Source organism: Pandoraea sp. NPDC087047 (assembly GCF_044745225.1).
In the GTDB taxonomy this organism is placed as follows: domain Bacteria; phylum Pseudomonadota; class Gammaproteobacteria; order Burkholderiales; family Burkholderiaceae; genus Pandoraea.
In genome coordinates, this window is the sequence record NZ_JBIUZU010000005.1 from 257840 (window position 1) to 277371 (window position 19532).

At 61.8% G+C, this 19532-nt stretch carries 22 protein-coding genes; 12 read left to right on the forward strand and 10 right to left on the reverse strand.

The window, feature by feature from the left end:
* The first annotated feature begins 96 nt into the window (after nt 1–96).
* Nucleotides 97–675, forward strand: coding sequence for a superoxide dismutase [Fe] (gene sodB, locus ACIPHM_RS11440; protein WP_309396603.1), 579 nt, complete (start codon nt 97–99; stop codon nt 673–675).
* Nucleotides 676–1215: 540 nt separating this feature from the next.
* Nucleotides 1216–1809, forward strand: a complete 594-nt coding sequence (locus tag ACIPHM_RS11445; protein ID WP_400327882.1) for an HD-GYP domain-containing protein — start codon at nt 1216–1218, stop codon at nt 1807–1809.
* Between the two features lie 34 nt (nt 1810–1843).
* On the opposite strand, the gene ACIPHM_RS11450 is transcribed toward ACIPHM_RS11445, so the two are convergent.
* From ACIPHM_RS11450 to ACIPHM_RS11465, 4 genes are all read right to left on the reverse strand, one after another.
* Nucleotides 1844–2323 (reverse strand): DUF192 domain-containing protein, encoded by a 480-nt coding sequence (locus ACIPHM_RS11450; protein ID WP_400327883.1) that lies wholly within the window; start codon nt 2321–2323, stop codon nt 1844–1846.
* 161 nt (nt 2324–2484) lie between these two features.
* Entirely contained in the window at nt 2485–2694 is a 210-nt protein-coding gene (locus ACIPHM_RS11455) for a hypothetical protein (RefSeq protein ID WP_400327885.1), read from the reverse strand.
* A gap of 127 nt (nt 2695–2821) precedes the next feature.
* On the reverse strand, nt 2822–3052 hold the full coding sequence (locus tag ACIPHM_RS11460; protein WP_400327887.1) for a hypothetical protein: 231 nt from the start codon (nt 3050–3052) through the stop codon (nt 2822–2824).
* A 52-nt stretch (nt 3053–3104) separates the two neighbouring features.
* Nucleotides 3105–3695: a pseudouridine synthase gene (locus ACIPHM_RS11465; RefSeq protein WP_400327889.1), complete on the reverse strand. Its 591-nt coding sequence runs from the start codon at nt 3693–3695 to the stop codon at nt 3105–3107.
* A 249-nt stretch (nt 3696–3944) separates the two neighbouring features.
* On the opposite strand from ACIPHM_RS11465, the gene icd reads away from it, so the two are divergent.
* Nucleotides 3945–5198 carry an NADP-dependent isocitrate dehydrogenase gene (gene icd / locus ACIPHM_RS11470; protein ID WP_400327891.1) on the forward strand — a complete coding sequence of 418 codons (1254 nt, stop codon included), beginning with the start codon at nt 3945–3947 and terminating at the stop codon, nt 5196–5198.
* A gap of 94 nt (nt 5199–5292) precedes the next feature.
* Here icd and ACIPHM_RS11475 read toward each other — a convergent pair whose 3' ends face one another.
* Nucleotides 5293–5730, reverse strand: a complete 438-nt coding sequence (locus tag ACIPHM_RS11475) for a hypothetical protein (protein WP_400327893.1) — start codon at nt 5728–5730, stop codon at nt 5293–5295.
* 194 nt (nt 5731–5924) lie between these two features.
* Between ACIPHM_RS11475 and ACIPHM_RS11480 the strand changes: the two genes are divergently transcribed.
* Nucleotides 5925–6284, forward strand: coding sequence for a VOC family protein (locus ACIPHM_RS11480; RefSeq protein WP_400327895.1), 360 nt, complete (start codon nt 5925–5927; stop codon nt 6282–6284).
* A gap of 22 nt (nt 6285–6306) precedes the next feature.
* On the opposite strand, the gene ACIPHM_RS11485 is transcribed toward ACIPHM_RS11480, so the two are convergent.
* Nucleotides 6307–7251, reverse strand: coding sequence for a LysR substrate-binding domain-containing protein (locus tag ACIPHM_RS11485; RefSeq protein WP_400327897.1), 945 nt, complete (start codon nt 7249–7251; stop codon nt 6307–6309).
* Between the two features lie 108 nt (nt 7252–7359).
* On the opposite strand from ACIPHM_RS11485, the gene ACIPHM_RS11490 reads away from it, so the two are divergent.
* Both ACIPHM_RS11490 and ACIPHM_RS11495 read left to right on the forward strand, forming a co-directional pair.
* Nucleotides 7360–8103, forward strand: a complete 744-nt coding sequence (locus ACIPHM_RS11490; protein ID WP_400327899.1) for an SDR family oxidoreductase — start codon at nt 7360–7362, stop codon at nt 8101–8103.
* 307 nt (nt 8104–8410) lie between these two features.
* Nucleotides 8411–9526: a hypothetical protein gene (locus tag ACIPHM_RS11495; RefSeq protein ID WP_400327901.1), complete on the forward strand. Its 1116-nt coding sequence runs from the start codon at nt 8411–8413 to the stop codon at nt 9524–9526.
* Between the two features lie 28 nt (nt 9527–9554).
* Here the strand turns inward: ACIPHM_RS11495 and ACIPHM_RS11500 are convergent, their stop codons facing one another.
* On the reverse strand, nt 9555–10532 hold the full coding sequence (locus ACIPHM_RS11500; protein WP_400327903.1) for a LysR family transcriptional regulator: 978 nt from the start codon (nt 10530–10532) through the stop codon (nt 9555–9557).
* 138 nt (nt 10533–10670) lie between these two features.
* On the opposite strand from ACIPHM_RS11500, the gene ACIPHM_RS11505 reads away from it, so the two are divergent.
* The 4 genes from ACIPHM_RS11505 (at nt 10671) to ACIPHM_RS11520 (ending at nt 13975) form a co-directional block, all read left to right on the forward strand.
* The gene (locus ACIPHM_RS11505; protein ID WP_400327905.1) at nt 10671–11726 is read left to right on the forward strand and encodes a 2Fe-2S iron-sulfur cluster-binding protein; all 1056 of its coding nucleotides are present in this window, start codon (nt 10671–10673) and stop codon (nt 11724–11726) included.
* A 185-nt stretch (nt 11727–11911) separates the two neighbouring features.
* A complete protein-coding gene (locus tag ACIPHM_RS11510; protein WP_400328252.1) occupies nt 11912–13135 on the forward strand; it encodes an aromatic ring-hydroxylating dioxygenase subunit alpha in 1224 nt (407 codons plus the stop codon).
* 23 nt (nt 13136–13158) lie between these two features.
* A complete protein-coding gene (locus ACIPHM_RS11515) occupies nt 13159–13632 on the forward strand; it encodes an aromatic-ring-hydroxylating dioxygenase subunit beta (protein ID WP_400327907.1) in 474 nt (157 codons plus the stop codon).
* Nucleotides 13633–13660: 28 nt separating this feature from the next.
* Nucleotides 13661–13975, forward strand: coding sequence for a non-heme iron oxygenase ferredoxin subunit (locus tag ACIPHM_RS11520; RefSeq protein ID WP_400327908.1), 315 nt, complete (start codon nt 13661–13663; stop codon nt 13973–13975).
* 585 nt (nt 13976–14560) lie between these two features.
* On the opposite strand, the gene ACIPHM_RS11525 is transcribed toward ACIPHM_RS11520, so the two are convergent.
* Nucleotides 14561–14767, reverse strand: a complete 207-nt coding sequence (locus tag ACIPHM_RS11525; protein WP_400327909.1) for a cold-shock protein — start codon at nt 14765–14767, stop codon at nt 14561–14563.
* 444 nt (nt 14768–15211) lie between these two features.
* Here ACIPHM_RS11525 and clpS point away from each other — a divergent pair, with 444 nt between their 5' ends.
* On the forward strand, nt 15212–15526 hold the full coding sequence (gene clpS, locus ACIPHM_RS11530; RefSeq protein WP_010807118.1) for an ATP-dependent Clp protease adapter ClpS: 315 nt from the start codon (nt 15212–15214) through the stop codon (nt 15524–15526).
* Nucleotides 15523–17820: an ATP-dependent Clp protease ATP-binding subunit ClpA gene (gene clpA, locus ACIPHM_RS11535; protein ID WP_400327911.1), complete on the forward strand. Its 2298-nt coding sequence runs from the start codon at nt 15523–15525 to the stop codon at nt 17818–17820. The genes clpS and clpA overlap by 4 nt, the downstream gene beginning before the upstream one ends.
* A gap of 100 nt (nt 17821–17920) precedes the next feature.
* On the opposite strand, the gene dut is transcribed toward clpA, so the two are convergent.
* Nucleotides 17921–18367, reverse strand: coding sequence for a dUTP diphosphatase (gene dut, locus ACIPHM_RS11540; protein ID WP_400327913.1), 447 nt, complete (start codon nt 18365–18367; stop codon nt 17921–17923).
* Nucleotides 18368–18473: 106 nt separating this feature from the next.
* The gene (locus ACIPHM_RS11545; protein WP_400327915.1) at nt 18474–19505 is read right to left on the reverse strand and encodes an LLM class flavin-dependent oxidoreductase; all 1032 of its coding nucleotides are present in this window, start codon (nt 19503–19505) and stop codon (nt 18474–18476) included.
* Nucleotides 19506–19532: the final 27 nt, after the last annotated feature.

The window sequence follows — 19532 nt, forward strand, 5'->3', positions numbered from 1 at the left end:
ACCCGTTGCGTTTGCGGGGTTTTCGCATCTGCCCTAGAATCGATGGCTCCGGATACGCAAAATCGGGTTCCCCTCAGAGCACAAAGGACAATCGCCATGGAACACAAGCTCCCTGAACTGCCGTACGCCATCGATGCACTGGCGCCGACCATCTCCAAGGAAACGATGGAGTATCACTACGGCAAGCATCACCAAGCGTATGTGACCAACTTGAACAACCTGATCAAGGGCACCGAATTCGAAAACGCCAGCCTCGAAGACATCATCAAGAAGTCGTCGGGCGGCGTGTTCAACAACGCAGCGCAGGTGTGGAACCACACCTTCTTCTGGAACACCCTGTCGCCGAAGGGCGGCGGTGCACCGAGCGGCGATCTGGCCAAGGCCATCGACGCCAAGTTCGGCTCGTTCGACGCCTTCAAGGAAACGTTCTCGAAGTCGGCCGTGGGTAACTTCGGTTCGGGCTGGACGTGGCTCGTGAAGAAGGCCGACGGTTCGGTCGATATCGTGAACACCAGCAATGCCGCAACGCCGCTCACCGGCGCCGACAAGCCGCTGATCACGATCGACGTCTGGGAACACGCCTACTACATCGATTACCGCAATGCCCGTCCGAAGTTTGTCGAGGCATTCTGGAATCTGGTCAACTGGGATTTCGCGGCGAAGAACTTCGCGTAATCGCGGCTCCCGGAATTTGCCGGTCGACACGATCGACTTTTGACGACACGTCGTCGAGGGGGATGTCAGATGCCCGACCCGAGCGTCCGACGTCGCCGGCAATACGAAAGCCCACTGCTTGCAGTGGGTTTTTTGTTTTCGGCGGTTGCCGGATCGCGCCGATCTGGGGCTCGCTTGATCCCTGTCAACATTCGAGTCCGCGTGCCTCGTTAGAGTGAACGCTTCAAACCGACCGGACGACGCCGGACCACTCTGGATAACGCCGAATACTGCCGGAAAGCACCGGACCCTACTGAACGCCATATGTCAGACCCTGCGCCAACGCGCGCCGCTCACACGCCTATTCATTCATTCGGGCTCAATACGATCGACAGGTTCGATGCGACTGATGCAACCGAAGCGAGCAATGAGACCGATGAGATCAAGGAGCCCAAGCAGCCCGGTGCAACCGACGGGCACCGTTCCCGCGTCTCATTCGACGAAACCCACGACGCCCCTCGCGACGACACGCCCCGATATTGGCTGGCCGACGCCTGTCTCATGCGAAGCCTGCCTCCCGCTGCCTGGACACTTTTTCGTCTGGCGGAATACAAGCGCGGCGGCACCGCCACGCATATGTGGCGAGTCGGGGCGCTGACGTGGCGGTTTGCTCAGGCGTTGGGCCTGTCCGGCGTCGAGGCGCAGGCGCTCGGCATTGCCGCCGCGCTGCACGACACCGGCAAACTTTGTATTCCGAATGCCATTCTGCAGAAGCCCGGCAAGTTGACACCCGATGAGGTGCTGACGATGCGCATGCATCCGCAACTGGGGGCGGACATGTTGAGCGCCATCGGTGGCGCGGCATGCGAGTTGGCGGCGAGTGTCGCCCGCACGCATCACGAGCGATACGGCGGCGGGGGCTATCCGTACGCGCTGTCAGGCAATCGAATCCCGTTGGCCGGACGTATCGTGGCGTTGGTCGACGTGTTCGATGCGCTCGCCAGCCATCGGCCATATCGTGCGGCGTTGAGTCCGGCGCAGATCGTCTCAGCGATGCTCGCCGAGCGCGGACGTCAGTTCGATCCCTGGCTGCTGGACCGTTTTCTCGAGCACTCGTTGGGAGATGCGCTGGCGATATCGAGCGGCGCGCGTTGAGCGCCGCTCGTCGAAAGCAGCAGCGGCAGACGGATCAGCGCGGCAGGCCGGAAATCTTCGAGCCCGGCTTGATGTTCTTGCTCTTGAACCAGCCCTGATTCATTTCGAGTGCGTAACGCACGGCGGCGCGCGGGCAGTGGTTGTCTTCGGTCTGCGGCGCCATATCTTCGATGTTCACGATCGTGCCGTCGTCGGCAAGAAACGCGATGGACAGCGGCAGATTGGTATTCTTCATCCAGAAGCAGTGCCCGGCGCTCTGCTCGAACACGAAGAGCATGCCGGCGTTGGCGGGCATGGTCGTGCGGTACATCAAGCCTTGTTCGCGGTCGGCCTCATTCGCGGCGACTTCGGCCTTGATGAGATACATGCCGGCGGAGAGCTGGACGCTCGGGAAATCCCCGGGCTGCTTGATTTGCGCAGCGGCGCTGGCCGGAGCGAGTGCCATGACGGCGGCGATGCTGGTAAGCGTAGCGCTGGCGGCGAGCGCGGCCAGTTGACGTGAAATCCGGATCACGAATGACTCCTGAGAAGATCGGGGCGAACGTCAAAAAAGCGGTCGAATAAGCGCCCAGACGAGTGGCGAATCATTGTAGCCGCCGGGCGAAAAAAAAGCAGGTTGCATGAGCAACCTGCCTGTTACCGTGCGTTGCGCAGCCGGGCTGCGCGACGCGGTACTTACTTGCTGGCAGCCGCCGGAGCTTCAGCAGCGGCAGCCTTCTTTGCCGACTTCTTGTGGGTCGACTTCTTATGCGTCGACTTCTTCTTGGCAGCCGGCTTGGTTGCGGCGGCCGGAGCGGCACCTGCGTCAGCGGCCGGAGCCGAAGCTTGGGCGAACACGCCAGTTGCGAACAGGCCAGCGACCAGGGCAGCGATCAGTTTTTTCATGAGATTCCTCGTTGAAGCTCGATGTTTGGGTGGTGTACTCGTTGACCCGCGAAGTGAGTCATCTCCTTTAACGTCCGTTCAGGACATCGGTTGACAACCCGCTCGCGGATTTTTTCGATAGCAACTATTACGGCTTGTTACCGGCCGGCGGTTGGCTGGTCGTCTTCTTGCCGGTGTTCTTGTGATGATGCTTCTTGTTGTGTGCGGTGCCCTTCTTTGCCATCGGTGCGGCCGTAGCAGGCGCTGCTGCTGCGGGCGCCGCCGGGGCGACAGGCGCAGTTGCCGGCGCCGATTGTTGGGCCATCGCGGCACCGGACACGAGCAGGCCGGCGGTCAGTGCAAGCAGCAGTTTGTTCATGATTTGGTTTCCTCGTTTCAGTTAGTGGTGCATATGTTGCGCACCTGTTCCCTCAACGAGATGGACGACGACTGCGTTGACCGGAAAGTGTAAGTATTTGTTGCGGGAGTTCGCACCATTGTCCCGGGGCGAGGTTCAACGAAAAGACGTCGACCGGGCCAATGGCCACGCGCACGAGCCGCAGCGTCGGTGTGCCGACGGCCGCCGTCATGCGCCGCACCTGGCGGTTCTTGCCTTCGACGAGGGTAATTTCCAGCCAGTGCGTCGGGATGCTGGCCCGATAACGGATCGGCGGATTGCGCGCCCAGAGCGGTTCGGGCTCGGGGATTTCGCGCGCTTCGCAGGGCAGCGTGACGAAGTCGCCCAGATCGAGGCCGCCGCGCAGACGTGCGACGGCTGCTTCGTCGTACTCGCCTTCGACCTGTGCCCAGTAGGTTTTGGGCAGCTTCCGCTCGGGCTCCGCGATACGCGCCTGTAGACGTCCGTCGTCGGTGAGCAGCAGCAGTCCCTCGCTGTCGGCGTCGAGCCGTCCCGCGGGATACACACCGGGGCGGTCGATGCACTCGGCGAGCGTGGGCCGTGTCGGGTGCGCCGAGAATTGGCAGATCGTACCGAAGGGTTTATTGAGTGCGAGAAGTGTCATACCGGGGAAGACAGGGGCATACAGGGATAGGCGGGGGGAATCTGGCCAAGCGCCGACATATTAATGCATAATCGGCAACATCAGTCTTATGTCTTATATAAGACTTGGCCTTGTGTCACACGCACATCAGCACGCTATGACTACAATATGGCTGAGCTGCGCGCACAGCGGTGACGCGTCATCCGCTCATGCCGTCCGACGCAAGCAATCCGATGCACGCCATTCGATCCATTCCGTGGGAGTCACACCATGTCGTATCAGCACATCACTGTCCCGGCCGGCGAGAAGATTACCGTCAACGAAGATTTCTCCTTGAACGTACCGGACCATCCGATCATCCCGTACATCGAGGGAGACGGCACGGGCGTGGATATTACGCCGGTGATGCTCAAGGTTGTCGACGCGGCCGTGGAAAAGGCCTATGGCGGCAAGCGCAAGATCAGCTGGATGGAGATCTATGCGGGCGAGAAGTCCACGCGCATTTATGGCCCGGACGTATGGCTGCCCGATGAAACGCTTCAGGTCGTCAGGGACTATGTCGTGTCGATCAAAGGCCCGCTGACGACCCCGGTCGGTGGCGGCATTCGCTCGCTGAACGTGGCGCTGCGTCAGCAGCTCGATCTGTATGTGTGTCTGCGTCCGGTGCAGTATTTCAAGGGCGTGCCGTCGCCGGTGCGTCAACCCGAGAAGATCAACATGGTGATCTTCCGCGAAAACTCCGAAGACATTTACGCGGGCATCGAGTGGGAAGCCGAATCGCCGGGCGCGAAGAAGCTGATCGCGTTTTTGCAGAACGAAATGGGCGTGAGCAAGATTCGTTTCCCGCAGACCTCGGGGATCGGTGTGAAGCCGGTGTCGCGCGAGGGCACGGAGCGTTTGGTGCGCAAGGCGATTCAGTACGCGATCGACAACAATCGCGACACGGTGACGCTCGTGCACAAGGGCAACATCATGAAGTTCACCGAAGGTGCGTTCCGCGATTGGGGATACGAACTGGCGAAGAAGGAATTCGCCGCGAAAGAGATCGACGGCGGCCCGTGGTGCAGGGTGAAGAACCCCAAGACGGGCAAAGAGATCACCATCAAGGATTCGATTGCCGACGCGTTCCTGCAACAGATCCTGCTGCGCCCCGCGGAATACGACGTGATTGCCACGCTCAATCTGAATGGCGACTACATCTCCGACGCGCTCGCCGCGCAAGTGGGCGGTATCGGTATCGCACCGGGCGCGAACCTGTCCGACTCGGTGGCGATGTTCGAGGCGACGCATGGCACCGCGCCGAAATATGCGGGCAAGGACTACGTGAATCCGGGATCGGAGATTCTGTCGGCCGAGATGATGCTGCGTCATATGGGATGGACGCAAGCGGCCGACCTGATCATCGCGTCGATGGAAAAATCGATCCGGTCGAAGAAGGTGACGTACGACTTTGCGCGGTTGATGGAAGGCGCAACGCAAGTGTCGTGTTCGGGCTTCGGCAATGTGATGATCGAGAATATGTGACGTATCGAAGGCGTCGCGCCTGACGCGTCACCCTCTCGGAGAAACCCCGCTATCGCGATGCGTGCCGGGGTTTTTTCACAAAAGACGACTCGTCTTAGCGTATGACGATCGTCGTCGTTACGCGGTGATCCCCCGTGTTCGGCGTGTGGGTGCCGAATTCGCGCGGGAAGCCAACGCGCCAGACAACGACATCGGTGCCCGGCACCTGACCTGCCTGATACCAGACGATCATTCCCGAGAATTTCATGTCTTCGCAGCGCTGGCCCGTCGGGACGGTGTAGCTGAGCCACTCGGGCATGACTTCGCCCAATGCCGGCTTCGATTCGAGTTGGAATGTCGGTGTGCCGAGATCGCGGCACAGCACGCTGTAGTTGGATTGCTCCCAGATCGCGATCTTCTGGCCGACCGCCGCTTCGGCCTGGATGGCCGGAGGAGGAAAGGTGGATTGGGCGCATGCTGCGCCGGCGCCCAGCCCGCAGGCGACAAACGCCGCTGAAATGATCGCGCGCAACGCGATTCGCGTGGTGTCCATGACGGATCTCCCACCCCCCATCTTGCGGCCCACGCAAGGGGCGTTCTCTTCCCCCAAGTCCGGCGTCGGCACGACACTTTCATTACAGTGCACGGATGAGCACAACGCAAGGAGCGGATTCGAAAGGGTTACGTGCTACGCTTCCAGCGTTGTTCCGAGGGCTCGCCAACTGCGTGATTTGCGTAAGGATGAAGATGAAGGTCAATCGCATTGTTGCCAATATTGCCGCACCGTCGCCGCAAGCCTTGCAGGCCGCCCAGCGCTTCTATGGCGATCTGCTGGGGCTCGATCTGCTGATGGATCACGGCTGGATCGCAACGTACGGCAACGCGTCGACGATGAGCGTGCAGGTGAGCCTCGCCACCGAGGGCGGCAACGGCACGCCGGTGCCGGATCTTTCCATCGAAGTGGATGACGTGGACAGCGCGCTATTGCGCATGTGCGACGCGGGCGTCGCCATCGAATACGGTCCGGCCGACGAACCCTGGGGCGTGCGGCGTTTTTACGTGCGCGACCCGCTCGGACGCCTGCTCAACATCCTCTCGCATCGCTGATCGCGCATCGTCGCTTTTATCGTCACTTCCCCTGCGTTGCATCCCATTGCCAGTCGAAACGCGCGGCGAGTTGTTGCTGCTCGAACGACTGCACCACATGGTCGACGAACACGCGTGTGCGCAATGGCAGCAGCTTCGTGTTCGGGTAGTAGATGGACACGCCGCCGTACTCGTCGAACCAGCCGGGAAGCAGCCGCTGAATGTGCCCGGCCGCGAGCATCGGTGCCGCGTGCGGCATCGGCAGCAGCGCAACGCCATAGCCCAGCGCGACGGCATGCGCCATGGCCTCCGGGTCGTCGAAGATCATGCGGGTCCGGGCCTCGACGTTGACCCGTTCGCCCGCGACATTGCGCAAGTCCCACGCGCGCAGACGTCCGGACATGCCCGAGCGTCGCATCACCGCATCGAATGTGGCCAGTTCCGACGGATGCTTCGGCGCCTGGCGTCCCGCCAGGTAGTCGGCCGACGCGCAAATCACCGCATACGTCGGCGCAAGACGCCGCGCGATCACGCCCGGCGTGAGGTCGATGCCGCCGCCGATCGCCGCATCGAAGCCTTCGCCCACGACGTCCACGCTTCGGTTGTCGAACCGCCAATCCGGCACGATACCCGGATAGCGCGTGAGAAACTCGCCGAGCATCGGCAAGAGGTACTGACGACCGAACGAATGCGCCACGCTCACTTTGAGTGTCCCGGATGGCGCACTCTCACGCTCGGAGGCCCGAGAGAACGCGTCGGTCAACGCCGCGAACGGGCCGTCGATGTCGAGAAGGAAACGCTCGCCGCCCGCCGTCAACGTCAAACTGCGCGTGCTCCGGTGAAACAGCCGCAAGCCGAGTTGCGCCTCCAGACGCGCCACATTCTTGCTCACGGCTGCAGGCGTCATGCCCACGCGACGCGCCGCCGCCGAGAAACTGCCGGCGCGCGCGCTGAGGACGAACGATTCGATCAGATGCAAGGCGTCCATGACTGACCTGTTCCATCGAGTTGAAAGTGATGATCGGTATTATGGTCTAGTTGCGCGGTAATTCGGGGCCGATACTGTGCGCACTTACTCACTCGGTGGAGCAACAACATGGCAACGAATTTTCAGGGCAAGGCGGCGTTCGTGACGGGCGGCTCGCGCGGTATCGGCGCGGCTATCGTGCAACGGCTCGCCAACGACGGCGCAGCGGTCGCCTTCACGTATCACGGATCGAAAGCGGCGGCGGAAACGCTAGTGGCCGGCATTCAGGCGGCGGGCGGCCGGGCCATCGCCCTTCAGGCGGATGTGGCCGACGCCACCGCGCTGACTCGCGCGGTGAACGAGGCCGCGCGGCAACTCGGCAAGATCGACATTCTGGTCAACAACGCCGGCGTCTTCTCGATGGCGAATATCGCCGAGCTCGCGCTGGAGGATTTCGATAGCATGCTCAACATCAATGTGCGTGCCGTGTTCGTCGCGTCACAGGCGGCGCTTGCGCACATGGGCGACGGCGGGCGAATCATCAACATCGGCTCGTGCAATGCGGAGCGCATTCCGTTCCCGAACTTTGCAACGTACGCGATGAGCAAGTCGGCGCTGGTCGGTCTGGTCAAGGGCATGGCCCGCGATCTGGGGCCGAGGGGGATTACCGTCAACAACGTTCAACCGGGGCCGACGGACACCGACATGAATCCTGGCGAGGGCGAATTTGCTGCGGCAATGCACGAGGTGATGGCGCTCAAGCGTCACGCCCGCCCGGAGGAAATCGCGGCGATGGTGGCGTACGTCGCCAGCGAGGAGGCCGGCTTCGTGACGGGCGCGAGTCTGACGATCGACGGCGGCTTCAACGCCTGACGAAGACGTGCCGCGAGCCTGGCGCATTGGGACGCTTCGGATTTCTTTTCGCCCGGCGTGTCACGGCAAGCGTAAGAAATGCAACTGCCGTGCGCCCGATCTCGGCGGCTTTGCGGGGCGCTCGGCAGGCCGCTTCGCGCGGCGATATCGCGCCGTGTCCCGCGCCGATGCTGCATTCCGGGGTGTCTCGCCCCGAATGACGGGCGACGGCGCGGCGTGCGCAGATGTATTACCGGCGTAACGGCGCGTAAGCTGCGTCACCGCGACCGGTAAACCCGGCCGAGAAGTCGCGCAATAGACTGCGCGTATGAAGGTCGTCCACCTCTCCCACACGCCGGTGGCGGGCAGTCCGGGCAACATCGTCACCGCGCTGAACCGGCATACCGATATTGCGGCGCGACACGTTGTCTACAACGCCGCGGCGTACGCCTCGCGCACGTTTGCCGTCGACCTCGACTGGCAGCGTCAGCGCGAAGAGGCGCTCGACGTCATTGCCGCTGCCGATGTCATTCACATCCATCAGATATTTCCGATGGAGACGACGTTCGGCGCAGATTTTCCCAAGCGTTTCGGCAACAAGAAACTGATCCGTCAGTTTCACTCGGCCCCCGAACTTTGGTCGCGCGACGATGCGGCCATGCGCGAGCGGATCGTCAACGACCCGTTGCCGCAATTGGTCATCGCGCAGGGGCCGGAACGCTTTTATCCGTTTGCGCGAGTCGTCCCGAACATCGTGCCGCTCGACGATCCGCGATACCTGCCGCAACCCGAATGCGCGGGCGAGACGGGGCGTCCCGTGGTCGTTTTCTCGCCCAGCGGCCGCTCGTCGGGCTGGCGCAAGCGTTGGGAGACGAAGGGCGCGCCGCAAACGCTACGACTGCTGCGTAAGCTGGAGCGCCGCGGATTGTGCGAAGTCCGGCTCATTACCGGCACGCCGCACGACGAATGTCTGCGTCTCAAGCAGCGCGCGGCCATCGCGCTCGACGAATGCGTGACGGGCAACTATCACCTCTCGGGGCTTGAAGCGCTGTCGCAAGGCAAGCCGACGCTCGGTCATCTCGACAATCGCGTGCAGGCGCAGTTGCGACGACTCACTGGCGCTTACGACCTTCCGTGGGTCGACGTGCCGCTCGAAGCGGCCGAGGCGCCGCTGGTGGAGTTGCTGTCGAGCGCGACGTTACGCGCTCAGATTGGCGCGGCCTCGCGTCAGTGGATGGAGACGTACTACCACGACGCCATCATGGTCCGGCACTACCGGCAAGCCTATCTCGACCTGTTCGACGCGCCGCACCGCTTCGGTGAGCGACGCATCGACGACGCCGCGCAATGGCTCGCCGTCTCGCTGCCGAATTTGCGCTGGCGCGCGCGTCGCAACGCCAACGCCTTCTGGCGCGGGCTTTGGGAAACATGGCACGGGCGCTGAGCGCCGCAAGCCACACGTTGAACGTCACTTACTCCGAGAACAGCTCGAATAGCAGCGCGCGCATCCACTGACTCGCGGGCTCGCGGTGATACCGTGCGTGCCAGAACAGATTGATCTGCACGTCGGGGATATCGAGCGGATGGTCGACGTAGTGCAAGCCGAAATGCTGCGCACTGCGTTGCGCGAACTTCTGCGTCACGGTTGCGATGAGATCCGTCGCATGGAGAATGTCGGCCAATGCGACGAAATGCGGCACGCGCAGCCGGATGTTGCGCTGCACGTGAGCGCGCGCCATGAATTCATCGACCTGCCCGTGGCCCGTGCCGGCCGCCACCACCATTACTTGTTCGGCGCGCTCGAAGTCCTCGCGAGTCATGCGGGGCACCGGGGTCGTGCGTGATTTGGCGGCCCTCGTGGTCTTCGTCGAACGCTCAAGCGGATGCCCCGGACGGAACATGCACACGTACTTCTGCCGGAACAGCCGCCGCTGAAAAAACCCGGTCGAGAGATCCGGCAGATGCCCCACGGCAAGATCGACCTGACCCGCCGCCATCTCTTCACGCAAGTTCACCGCCGTGTTGCGTACCGTACTGATCGTGATGCCCGGCGCACGCTCACCCAATGCATGCATCAGCTTCGGCAGGAAGTGAACCTCTCCGATATCCGTCATGGCGATCTGAAAGGCCCGCTGGCTCGTGGCCGGATCGAAGGCCAGTTGACGATTGAAGACCCCGTGCAGCGCGTCGAGGGCCGTGGCTACCGGTTCGGCCAGTTCAATGGCCATCGGTGTGGGCAACATGCCCCGCGATGTGCGGATAAATAGCTCGTCATTGAATAACTTGCGTAGTCGTGCGAGCGAGTTGCTGACCGCAGGTTGCGTGACGCCAAGCGATTCCGCGACTCGCGATACGCGTCGCGCGTTGTACAGATGCTGAAAGACCACCAGCAGATTCAGATCGACGGCATGTAAATCCGTCAGATGGCGGACGCTAAGGTCTGAGGTCACTGAAATCACTGAAATTTATAGGGGATATAAACGGGATTCTATTGGTTTATATCATCGCTTGCGCGATGCTTCTTGCAAACGGCGTCTCAACGCCACATGCGGTGCCCGAAGCGGCCCGTTCGAACGGAGACAGTCCCCATGCAAGTTCACGTGCAGCCCCTCGGTGAGCGCTTCGACGTTGCCCCCGGCGACAACCTGCTCAACGCGCTGACCGATCGTCAGATTCCGATCTCGTATAGCTGCTTGTCGGGGCGTTGCGGCACGTGCCGGTGTCGCGTCATCTCGGGAGACGTGCAGGAGGCGGCCGGTGTGGAGTATCGGCATCGCGACGAAGTGACGGCCGACGCACAGGCAGAGCACGCGCCGCATGCGCGCTACGTGCTCGCTTGCCAGTCCACGATCCGCAGCGACTGTGAAATCGAGTTGCCGGAGGTGGACGAGATCGTCGTGCACCCGGCCAAGATTCTCAAGGCGACGGTGCTGGCCGTCGAGTCGCTGACCGACGATATCAAGCGTCTGGTGCTCAAGCCGGCCAGGCCGCTCAGATTCTCGCCGGGCCAGTACGCCACGCTGCAATTCACCCCCGCCCATATTCGGCCATATTCGATGGCCGGGCTTGACGCCGACGACACGCTCGAATTCCACATCCGGCGCGTTCCGGGTGGTGCGGTGAGCGGCTATGTCGCCGAGCAACTCAAAGTGGGTGACGCCGTGCGCGTGTCGGGGCCGTTGGGCACGTCTTATCTGCGGACACGTCACGACGGGCCGATGCTCTGCGTCGCCGGTGGCACGGGGCTGGCGCCAGTGTTGTCGATCGTGCGCGGGGCGCTCGCCCGAGGCATGACGAATCCCATCGAGATTTATGTCGGCGCCCGTTCTCCGGCAGACGTCTATGGCCTCGCGTGGCTGCACGAACTCGCGTCGCGCCACGACGGCATTCGTCTGCATGTGGTGACGACGACGGATGCCCCGGCCGCACCGGGAACGCCGAAGCAGACAGACCGGGACTTCCGTCGCGGCTACGTGACCGAGGCGCTCGCTGCCGACTTCGCCGCGTCTGACGCACTCGCCGGCTGGCGCGCCTATCTGTGCGGTGCACCGCCGATGGTCGACGCCGCGACCCGTCTGCTGCGCGAGCGCGGCATCCCTCGTGCACACCTCCACGCCGATGCGTTCTACGCGAAAGAGGCGTGAGCGCCCGATACCCTCGGGACGTTCGATAGCGCTCGACAGCGCTCGATAGCCCCGGCCATCTCAGCCTCGTCGGCATCCCCCGCAACTCCCGTATCTACCCGCATCCCCGTCTGGAGACGATCGTGACGACAACACCGCAGACCGGACTCGATCCGGCGCCGACCGCAGGCCACGCCCCCTCGGACATCTGGCCTGCCGAAGGCTCGAGCCGCATTCCGTTTCGCGTCTATACGGACGCACAACTGCATCGGCGCGAGCTCGAACAGTGTTTCTATCGCAACCACTGGAATTACGTTGGACTGGAGGCCGAAGTGCCGAATCCGGGCGATTTCAAGCGCACGGTGATCGGCGAGCGTTCGGTCATCGTGACGCGGGATGCGAGCGCAGAGATCAACGTCGTCGAAAACGTCTGCGCGCATCGCGGCATGAAGTTCTGTCGGGAAAAGCGCGGCAACCGGACGGATTTTCACTGCCCGTACCACCAATGGAACTACGACCTCAAGGGCAATCTGCAAGGCGTGCCATTCCGGCGTGGCGTGAAGCAGGACGGCAAGGTCAACGGCGGCATGCCGAAGGACTTCAACCCCGAAGATCATGGTCTGACCCGACTGAAAGTCGCCACGCGCGGCGGTGTGATCTTCGCGTCGTTCGATCACGACATCGAATCGCTCGAGGACTTTCTCGGCCCGGCTATCTGCGCGTACTTCGACCGCCTGTTCGATGGACGCAAGCTCAAACTGCTCGGCTACAACAAGCAGCGCATTCCGGGGAACTGGAAGCTGATGCAGGAGAACATCAAGGACCCGTACCACCCGGGGCTGTTGCACACGTGGTTCGTGACCTTCGGGCTGTGGCGCGCCGATAACAAGTCGCGGTTGGTGATGGACGCCCACGGGCGTCACGCGGCGATGGTGTCCACGCGCGGGCAAGGGGGCGGCGGGGAGGTGACGTCGGGCGTGTCGAGCTTCAAGGCGTCGATGGCGCTGAACGACACGCGCTTTCTCGACATCGTGCAGGAGGACTGGTGGAACGGGCCGACGGCCGTGCTCATGACGCTCTTTCCCAGCGTGATCCTGCAACAGCAGGTCAACGCCGTGTCTACGCGTCATATCCAGCCGCGCGGGCACGACGCGTTCGATTTCGTCTGGACTCACTTCGGCTTCGAAGACGACACCGAGGAAATGACCCAGCGACGTTTGCGTCAGGCCAATCTGTTCGGCCCGGCGGGCTTCGTGTCGGCGGATGACGGCGAGGCCATCGAGTGTTCGCAGGAAGGCTTCGCGCAGAAGCCGTGGCATCGCGTGATCGCCGAGCTGGGCGGCACGGGCGTGGAAAACACCGAGCATATGGTGACGGAGACGCTGATTCGCGGCATGTACGCCTATTGGCGCCGCGTTATGGGCGTATGAGGCGCATTTGAGGAGACGATTCGATGGTGGACTTTGCAACATTTCATGCGGTGGTCGAGCTCAATGCCGCGTACGCGGCGGCGCTCGACGCCCAGCAGTGGGACGCCTGGCCCGAGTTCTTTCTCGACGAGTGCGTCTATCGCATTCAGCCGCGCGAGAACTTCGAGATGGGGCTGCCGCTCGCCACGCTCTCGTTCGAGAGCAAGGGCATGCTGCGCGACCGTATTTACGGCATTCGCGACACGTTGTTTCACGACCCGTACTACCAGCGTCACGTGATCGGGCTGCCGTCGATCCGGCTGCTCGACGACGGCGGGCTACATGTCGAGGCGAACTACGCGGTATTTCGCACGAAGCCGGATCAGCTCACCGACATCCTGAGCGTCGGGCGCTATCTGGACATCGTCAAACGCGCGGGCGACGGCTGGAAGTTCGCGTCGCGTCAATGCATTTTCGACAGCGAGATGATTCCCAACTCGCTGATCTACCCGATCTGAAGACCGGAGAATCCGACAGGAGGACATCATGAGCGGCAACTGGATTGAGGCGGCGTCGCGCGAGGCCATTCCCGAGGATGACGTCATCGGCGTGATCGTGGCGGGACGGGACATTGCCTTGTATGGCGTGGATGGTGAAGTGTTTGCGACGGATAACGTGTGCACGCACGGCAATGCGCGGCTGTGCGACGGGTTTCTCGACGGGCACGAGATCGAGTGCCCGCTGCATCAGGGCAAATTCGACGTGCGAACCGGTGCCGCGATGTGCGCGCCGCTGACCGACGGCGTGAGAACGTATCCGATCCGGATCGAGGCCGAAAAGGTCTACGTCGATCTGGGCTAGAGACCACGCCATGTCCACCGCCAACGCCACCGAATTCCGAATTTAGGGGAATGCGTCCAAACACACGGTCAAACGGGCTGCCTGCGGGGCGGCCCGTCGCATTTCCACGACAGGCGCTGCGCGCCGCGGTGCGCCTGATGAACCGGCACGCGCGCCATGAATCGTTCGATTCGAAAAATTCAACAATGAAACGAACAATTCGCCGGATGCTGGGGGGCTTTCGAGGCCTGCAAGCGCCGTCGGAATCCTTAAAACATTATCGTTTTTCGGCACTTAACGTGTGGCGTTCGTGGTGTGACGCCTGCGTAGGATTACTTAGCCAATTCAGGTAATTGCGTAATTGATTTCCGCAGCACGAGAGTAATTACGGATATTTTTAATAACGGAGTGGAATGCGGTGATGAATATAGTTTTATAAGGTATTAAACGCAGTTAAATACCGTAAAGCGGTGTGCGTGGAGTGGAAAGTTGCGTGCATTTTGCATTCAAAAACGGATCCAAAATGAAATGCATTTGTGCGCATTGTTGCGGCGCAATAAAAAACCCGGCCGAAGCCGGGTTTTCAATGTGTCGAGCTACGCTACCTCAGGGGGCTGCCTCGATTTCCGAAGCCTGCTTGCCCTTCGTGCCCTGAACGACCACAAACTGTACCTTTTGACCTTCCTTCAGGGTCTTGAAGCCGTTCATCTTGATCGCCGAGAAGTGCGCGAACAGATCTTCGCCACCTTCGTCCGGCGTGATGAAACCAAAACCCTTGGCGTCGTTAAACCATTTGACCGTACCGGTTGCCATACAAACTTCCCCTAAACAATTACGACTACTACATATCACCACAACAACGAGCACATCTGAAAAACCCGCCGGCTGGCGGCGGCTTCTTAGGCTCACCCAGGCATCTTTTCTTTTAAATCACTTATAGAGGAAAAGCGCCACGTCGATTGTTTTCGCTAACTACCAATAGTGTCAAGCCCTTTTTGAACGATAGAAGTTAGGCTCGATCAGGTTTTACCCTTATATCAAGGAGGGCATAAGGGGGGGTGCGGAGACACGCCCTTGAAATTTGGGTTAAGCTGACTCATATGGGTGTGGCACCCCCGGTGGTCGGGGGCGCGGCGTCTTGCTGGACAACGCGCGCGGTGATCGACGAGTGTTGGCAATCCGGTGGGCTACCGGACGGCAGGCGGCAATAGGGGCTCCGATTGCTTCCTGCACCCGGGAGTTGTTTAGAATCCACGTATGGCAACCTTACCGACAACGCATGACGACACCGTACAGGAGCGGCAGGAGCAACAGCTCAAGCCGCCGTCGATGTACAAGGTGGTACTGTTGAACGACGATTTCACCCCGATGGAGTTCGTGGTGATGGTCATTCAGGAATATTTCAATAAGGACCGGGAATCTGCGACGCAGATCATGCTCAAGGTCCATCGTGAGGGCAGGGGAGTTTGTGGGGTCTTTACGCGCGACGTCGCGGCGACCAAAGTTGAGCAAGTTGTTAGCCATGCAAGGCAGTCCGGGCACCCGCTGCAGTGCGTGATGGAGGAAGCATGATTGCCCAGGAATTGGAAGTCAGCCTGCACATGGCGTTTATGGAAGCGCGCCAGGCACGACACGAATTCATTACGGTAGAGCACCTGTTGCTCGCCCTTTTGGATAACCCGACCGCTGCCGAAGTATTGCGCGCCTGCGCGGCGAATCTCGACGATTTGCGGCAGAACCTGCGCAACTTCATCGCCGACAATACGCCGACGGTGCCGGGCAGCGACGAGGTCGACACACAGCCCACGCTCGGTTTCCAGCGCGTGATTCAACGCGCCATCATGCATGTGCAATCCACTTCCAACGGCAAGAAGGAAGTGACGGGCGCCAACGTGCTGGTCGCCATCTTCGGGGAAAAGGACTCCCACGCCGTCTACTACCTGCAACAGCAGGGCGTGACGCGTCTGGACGTCGTCAATTTCATCTCGCACGGCATTACCAAGACCGGCGCGTCCGGCGAATCGGCCAAGGCCGGTGAAGGCGGTGCCGAGGGCGAAGAGGGCGCCAATACCAAGGAAAGCCCGCTCGCGCAGTACACCCAGAACCTCAACCAGATGGCGCGCGACGGCAAGATCGATCCGCTCATCGGACGCGAATCGGAAGTCGAGCGCGTGGTGCAGGTGCTGTGCCGCCGTCGCAAGAACAATCCGCTGCTCGTGGGTGAGGCTGGCGTGGGCAAGACGGCTATTGCCGAAGGCCTCGCCTGGCGCGTCACGCGCGGCGAAGTGCCCGAGATTCTGCAGGATGCCACGGTCTACTCGCTGGACATGGGCGCGCTGCTCGCCGGTACCAAGTACCGCGGCGACTTCGAGCAACGCCTGAAGGCGGTGCTCAAGGAACTCAAGGAGCGTAACAACGCGATCCTGTTCATTGACGAAATTCATACGCTGATTGGCGCGGGCGCCGCGTCGGGCGGCACGCTCGATGCCTCGAACCTGCTCAAGCCGGCGTTGTCGTCGGGGCAGCTCAAGTGTATCGGCGCGACGACCTTCACCGAGTATCGCGGCATCTTCGAGAAGGACGCCGCGTTGTCGCGCCGTTTCCAGAAGATCGACGTGAACGAGCCGACCGTCGAGCAGACCGTGCAGATTCTGCGTGGCCTGAAGTCGCGTTTCGAAGAGCATCACGGCGTGAAGTATTCGTCGAGCGCACTCTCGGCCGCCGCCGAACTCTCGGCCAAGTTCATCACCGATCGCCACCTGCCCGATAAGGCCATCGACGTGATCGACGAAGCGGGTGCCGCTCAGCGAATTCTGCCGAAATCCAAGCAGAAGAAGACGATCGGCAAGGGCGAGATCGAGGAAATCGTCTCAAAAATTGCACGTATTCCGGCACAGAGCGTGTCGGCAGACGATCGCGGCAAACTTCAGACCCTCGATCGCGACCTGAAGAGCGTGGTGTTCGGGCAAGACCCGGCCATCGACGCGCTGTCGGCCGCGATCAAGATGTCGCGCGCCGGACTGGGCAAGACGGACAAGCCGATCGGCGCGTTCCTGTTTTCGGGCCCGACCGGCGTCGGCAAGACCGAAGTCGCCAAGCAGCTCGCGTTCACGCTCGGCATCGAACTGATTCGCTTCGACATGTCGGAGTACATGGAGCGCCACGCGGTGAGCCGTCTGATCGGCGCGCCTCCGGGCTACGTGGGCTTCGATCAGGGCGGTCTGCTTACCGAAGCCATCACCAAGAAGCCGCATTGCGTGCTGCTGCTCGACGAAATCGAGAAGGCGCATCCGGACATCTTCAACGTGCTGCTTCAGGTGATGGATCACGGCACGCTCACGGACAACAACGGTCGCAAGGCGGATTTCCGTAACGTCATCATCATCATGACGACGAACGCGGGCGCCGAGACGATCAACCGTGCGAGCATCGGCTTCACGAACGAGCGCCAGGCCGGTGATGAGATGGCCGACATCAAGCGCATGTTCACGCCGGAGTTCCGTAACCGTCTGGACGCGATCATCAGCTTCAAGCCGCTCGACGAGCAGATCATCCTGCGCGTGGTCGACAAGTTCCTCATCCAGCTCGAAGATCAGTTGCACGAGAAGAAGGTCGAGGTTGTCTTCACCGACAAGCTGCGCACGTACCTCTCGAAGAAGGGCTTCGATCCGCTCATGGGCGCGCGCCCGATGCAGCGTCTGATTCAGGACACGATCCGTCGTGCGCTGGCCGACGAACTGCTGTTCGGGCGTCTGACCAACGGCGGTCGTGTGACCGTGGATCTCGACGAGCACGATCAGGTGCAACTGTCCTTCCCGGAGGACGGCAACACCAAGGCACAGCCGGAAGCGGCCGAGGTCGAGTAACCGTTACGGTATCGCCTGCCCTGTCTGAAAGAAAAAGCGCCGCATTTGCGGCGCTTTTTTATGACGGTCGCCGATATTCGCGGGTATCGGCGACAAAACCTCAGTGCTTGCCGGTGCTGCCGAAGCCCCCCTCACCGCGGTCGCTTTCCGGGAATTCGTCGACGATGTTGAACTCGGCCTGCACCACCGGCACGATCACCAACTGGGCCAGACGCTCGAACGGATTGAGCACGAACGGCGCGTTGCCGCGGTTCCAGGTCGAGACCATCAACTGGCCCTGATAGTCCGAGTCGATCAGACCGACCAGATTGCCGAGCACGATGCCATGCTTGTGGCCGAGGCCCGAGCGCGGCAGGACCAGCGCGGCATAGCCTGCATCGGCCAGATGGATGGCCAGACCTGTCGGCACGAGCACCGTCTGGCCCGGGGCGATGGTCATCGGCGCGTCGAGACACGCGCGCAGATCGAGACCGGCGCTGCCCGGCGTGGCGTAGGCGGGCAACTGCGAGCGCAGGCGTTCGTCGAGAATCTTGACGTCGAGTTTCATGGCGTTATGGCGTTGAATTGGGGCGGGTCAATCGAAAAAATCCAGCCCGGGCAGTTGGCGCACGGGCATCGGGGCGTGACAAGCGTCACCGAAAGTTTTACGGCGATCAATCTTCGGCGCGAAGCGAAAAGGCCTGTGCAAGCAATTCGTGCGAGCGCAAACGCGCGCGATAGCTGCCGGCGACCGTCAGCACGGTAATCTCGTCGGCCTCGAACTGTGCCTGCAACGCCAGCACGCGTTCGGTCACGCGCTCCGGGGTGCCGATGATACTACGCGGCTTCTCCCGCGCGATCACGGACAGTTCTCGATCCCGGTATTGCGGCTTGGCCTGTGCGCCTTGCTCGAGGCTCGGAATCGGTTCGTTCATGCCGTACGCCATCTGCACGCGACGCAGATCCACGCCCGCTTCCAGTGCTTCCGCCTCGGCGTCCGTGTCGGCGCAAATGACGAACAGCGCCACCGAACAGTAAGGCTTTTCCATCTGCCCCGCTGTGAAACGTTCGCGATAGGTCTGCGTCACGCGATGGCCGTAATGGGCGTTGATGAAATGGGCGAAGCAGTAGCGCAGGCCGAGCTGCGCGGCGAGCAGGCCGCCGAACTCGCTCGATCCCAGCACCCACAGTTCAGGCCGCGTTTGCACCGCCGGTTGCAGCAGCACACCGCGATACGGATGATCGTCGGGCAACGTGTCGCCGAAAAGCCGGGCCAGTTCGGCCACTTGCTGCGGAAAGTGCTCGCCCGCGTCGTATGGGCCTTTCGCGACGGCGCGTGCCGTGCGCATGTCGCCGCCCGGTGCGCGTCCGACGCCAAGGTCGATGCGATTTGGGAACAGCGCTTCGAGCATCAGAAATTGCTCGGCCAGCTTGAACGGGCTGTAGTACGGCAGCATGACGCCGCCCGAGCCGACCCGCAGGCGCTTCGTCACACTGGCCAGCCGGGCAATCATGACTTCCGGCGCGGGGTTGGCCACGCCGCGCAGCCCGTGGTGCTCGGCGCACCAGTAGCGCGTGTAGCCGAGGTCGTCGGCGGCTTGCGCCAGGTCGACGGTCGCCGCGATGGCGTCCGCCACGCTATGGCCGTGAATCACCGGCGTTTGATCGAGAATCGACAGCTTGATGCGCGAAGAGGGTTGATTCATGGGGGCTGGGCTCCGTGGCGACGCCAT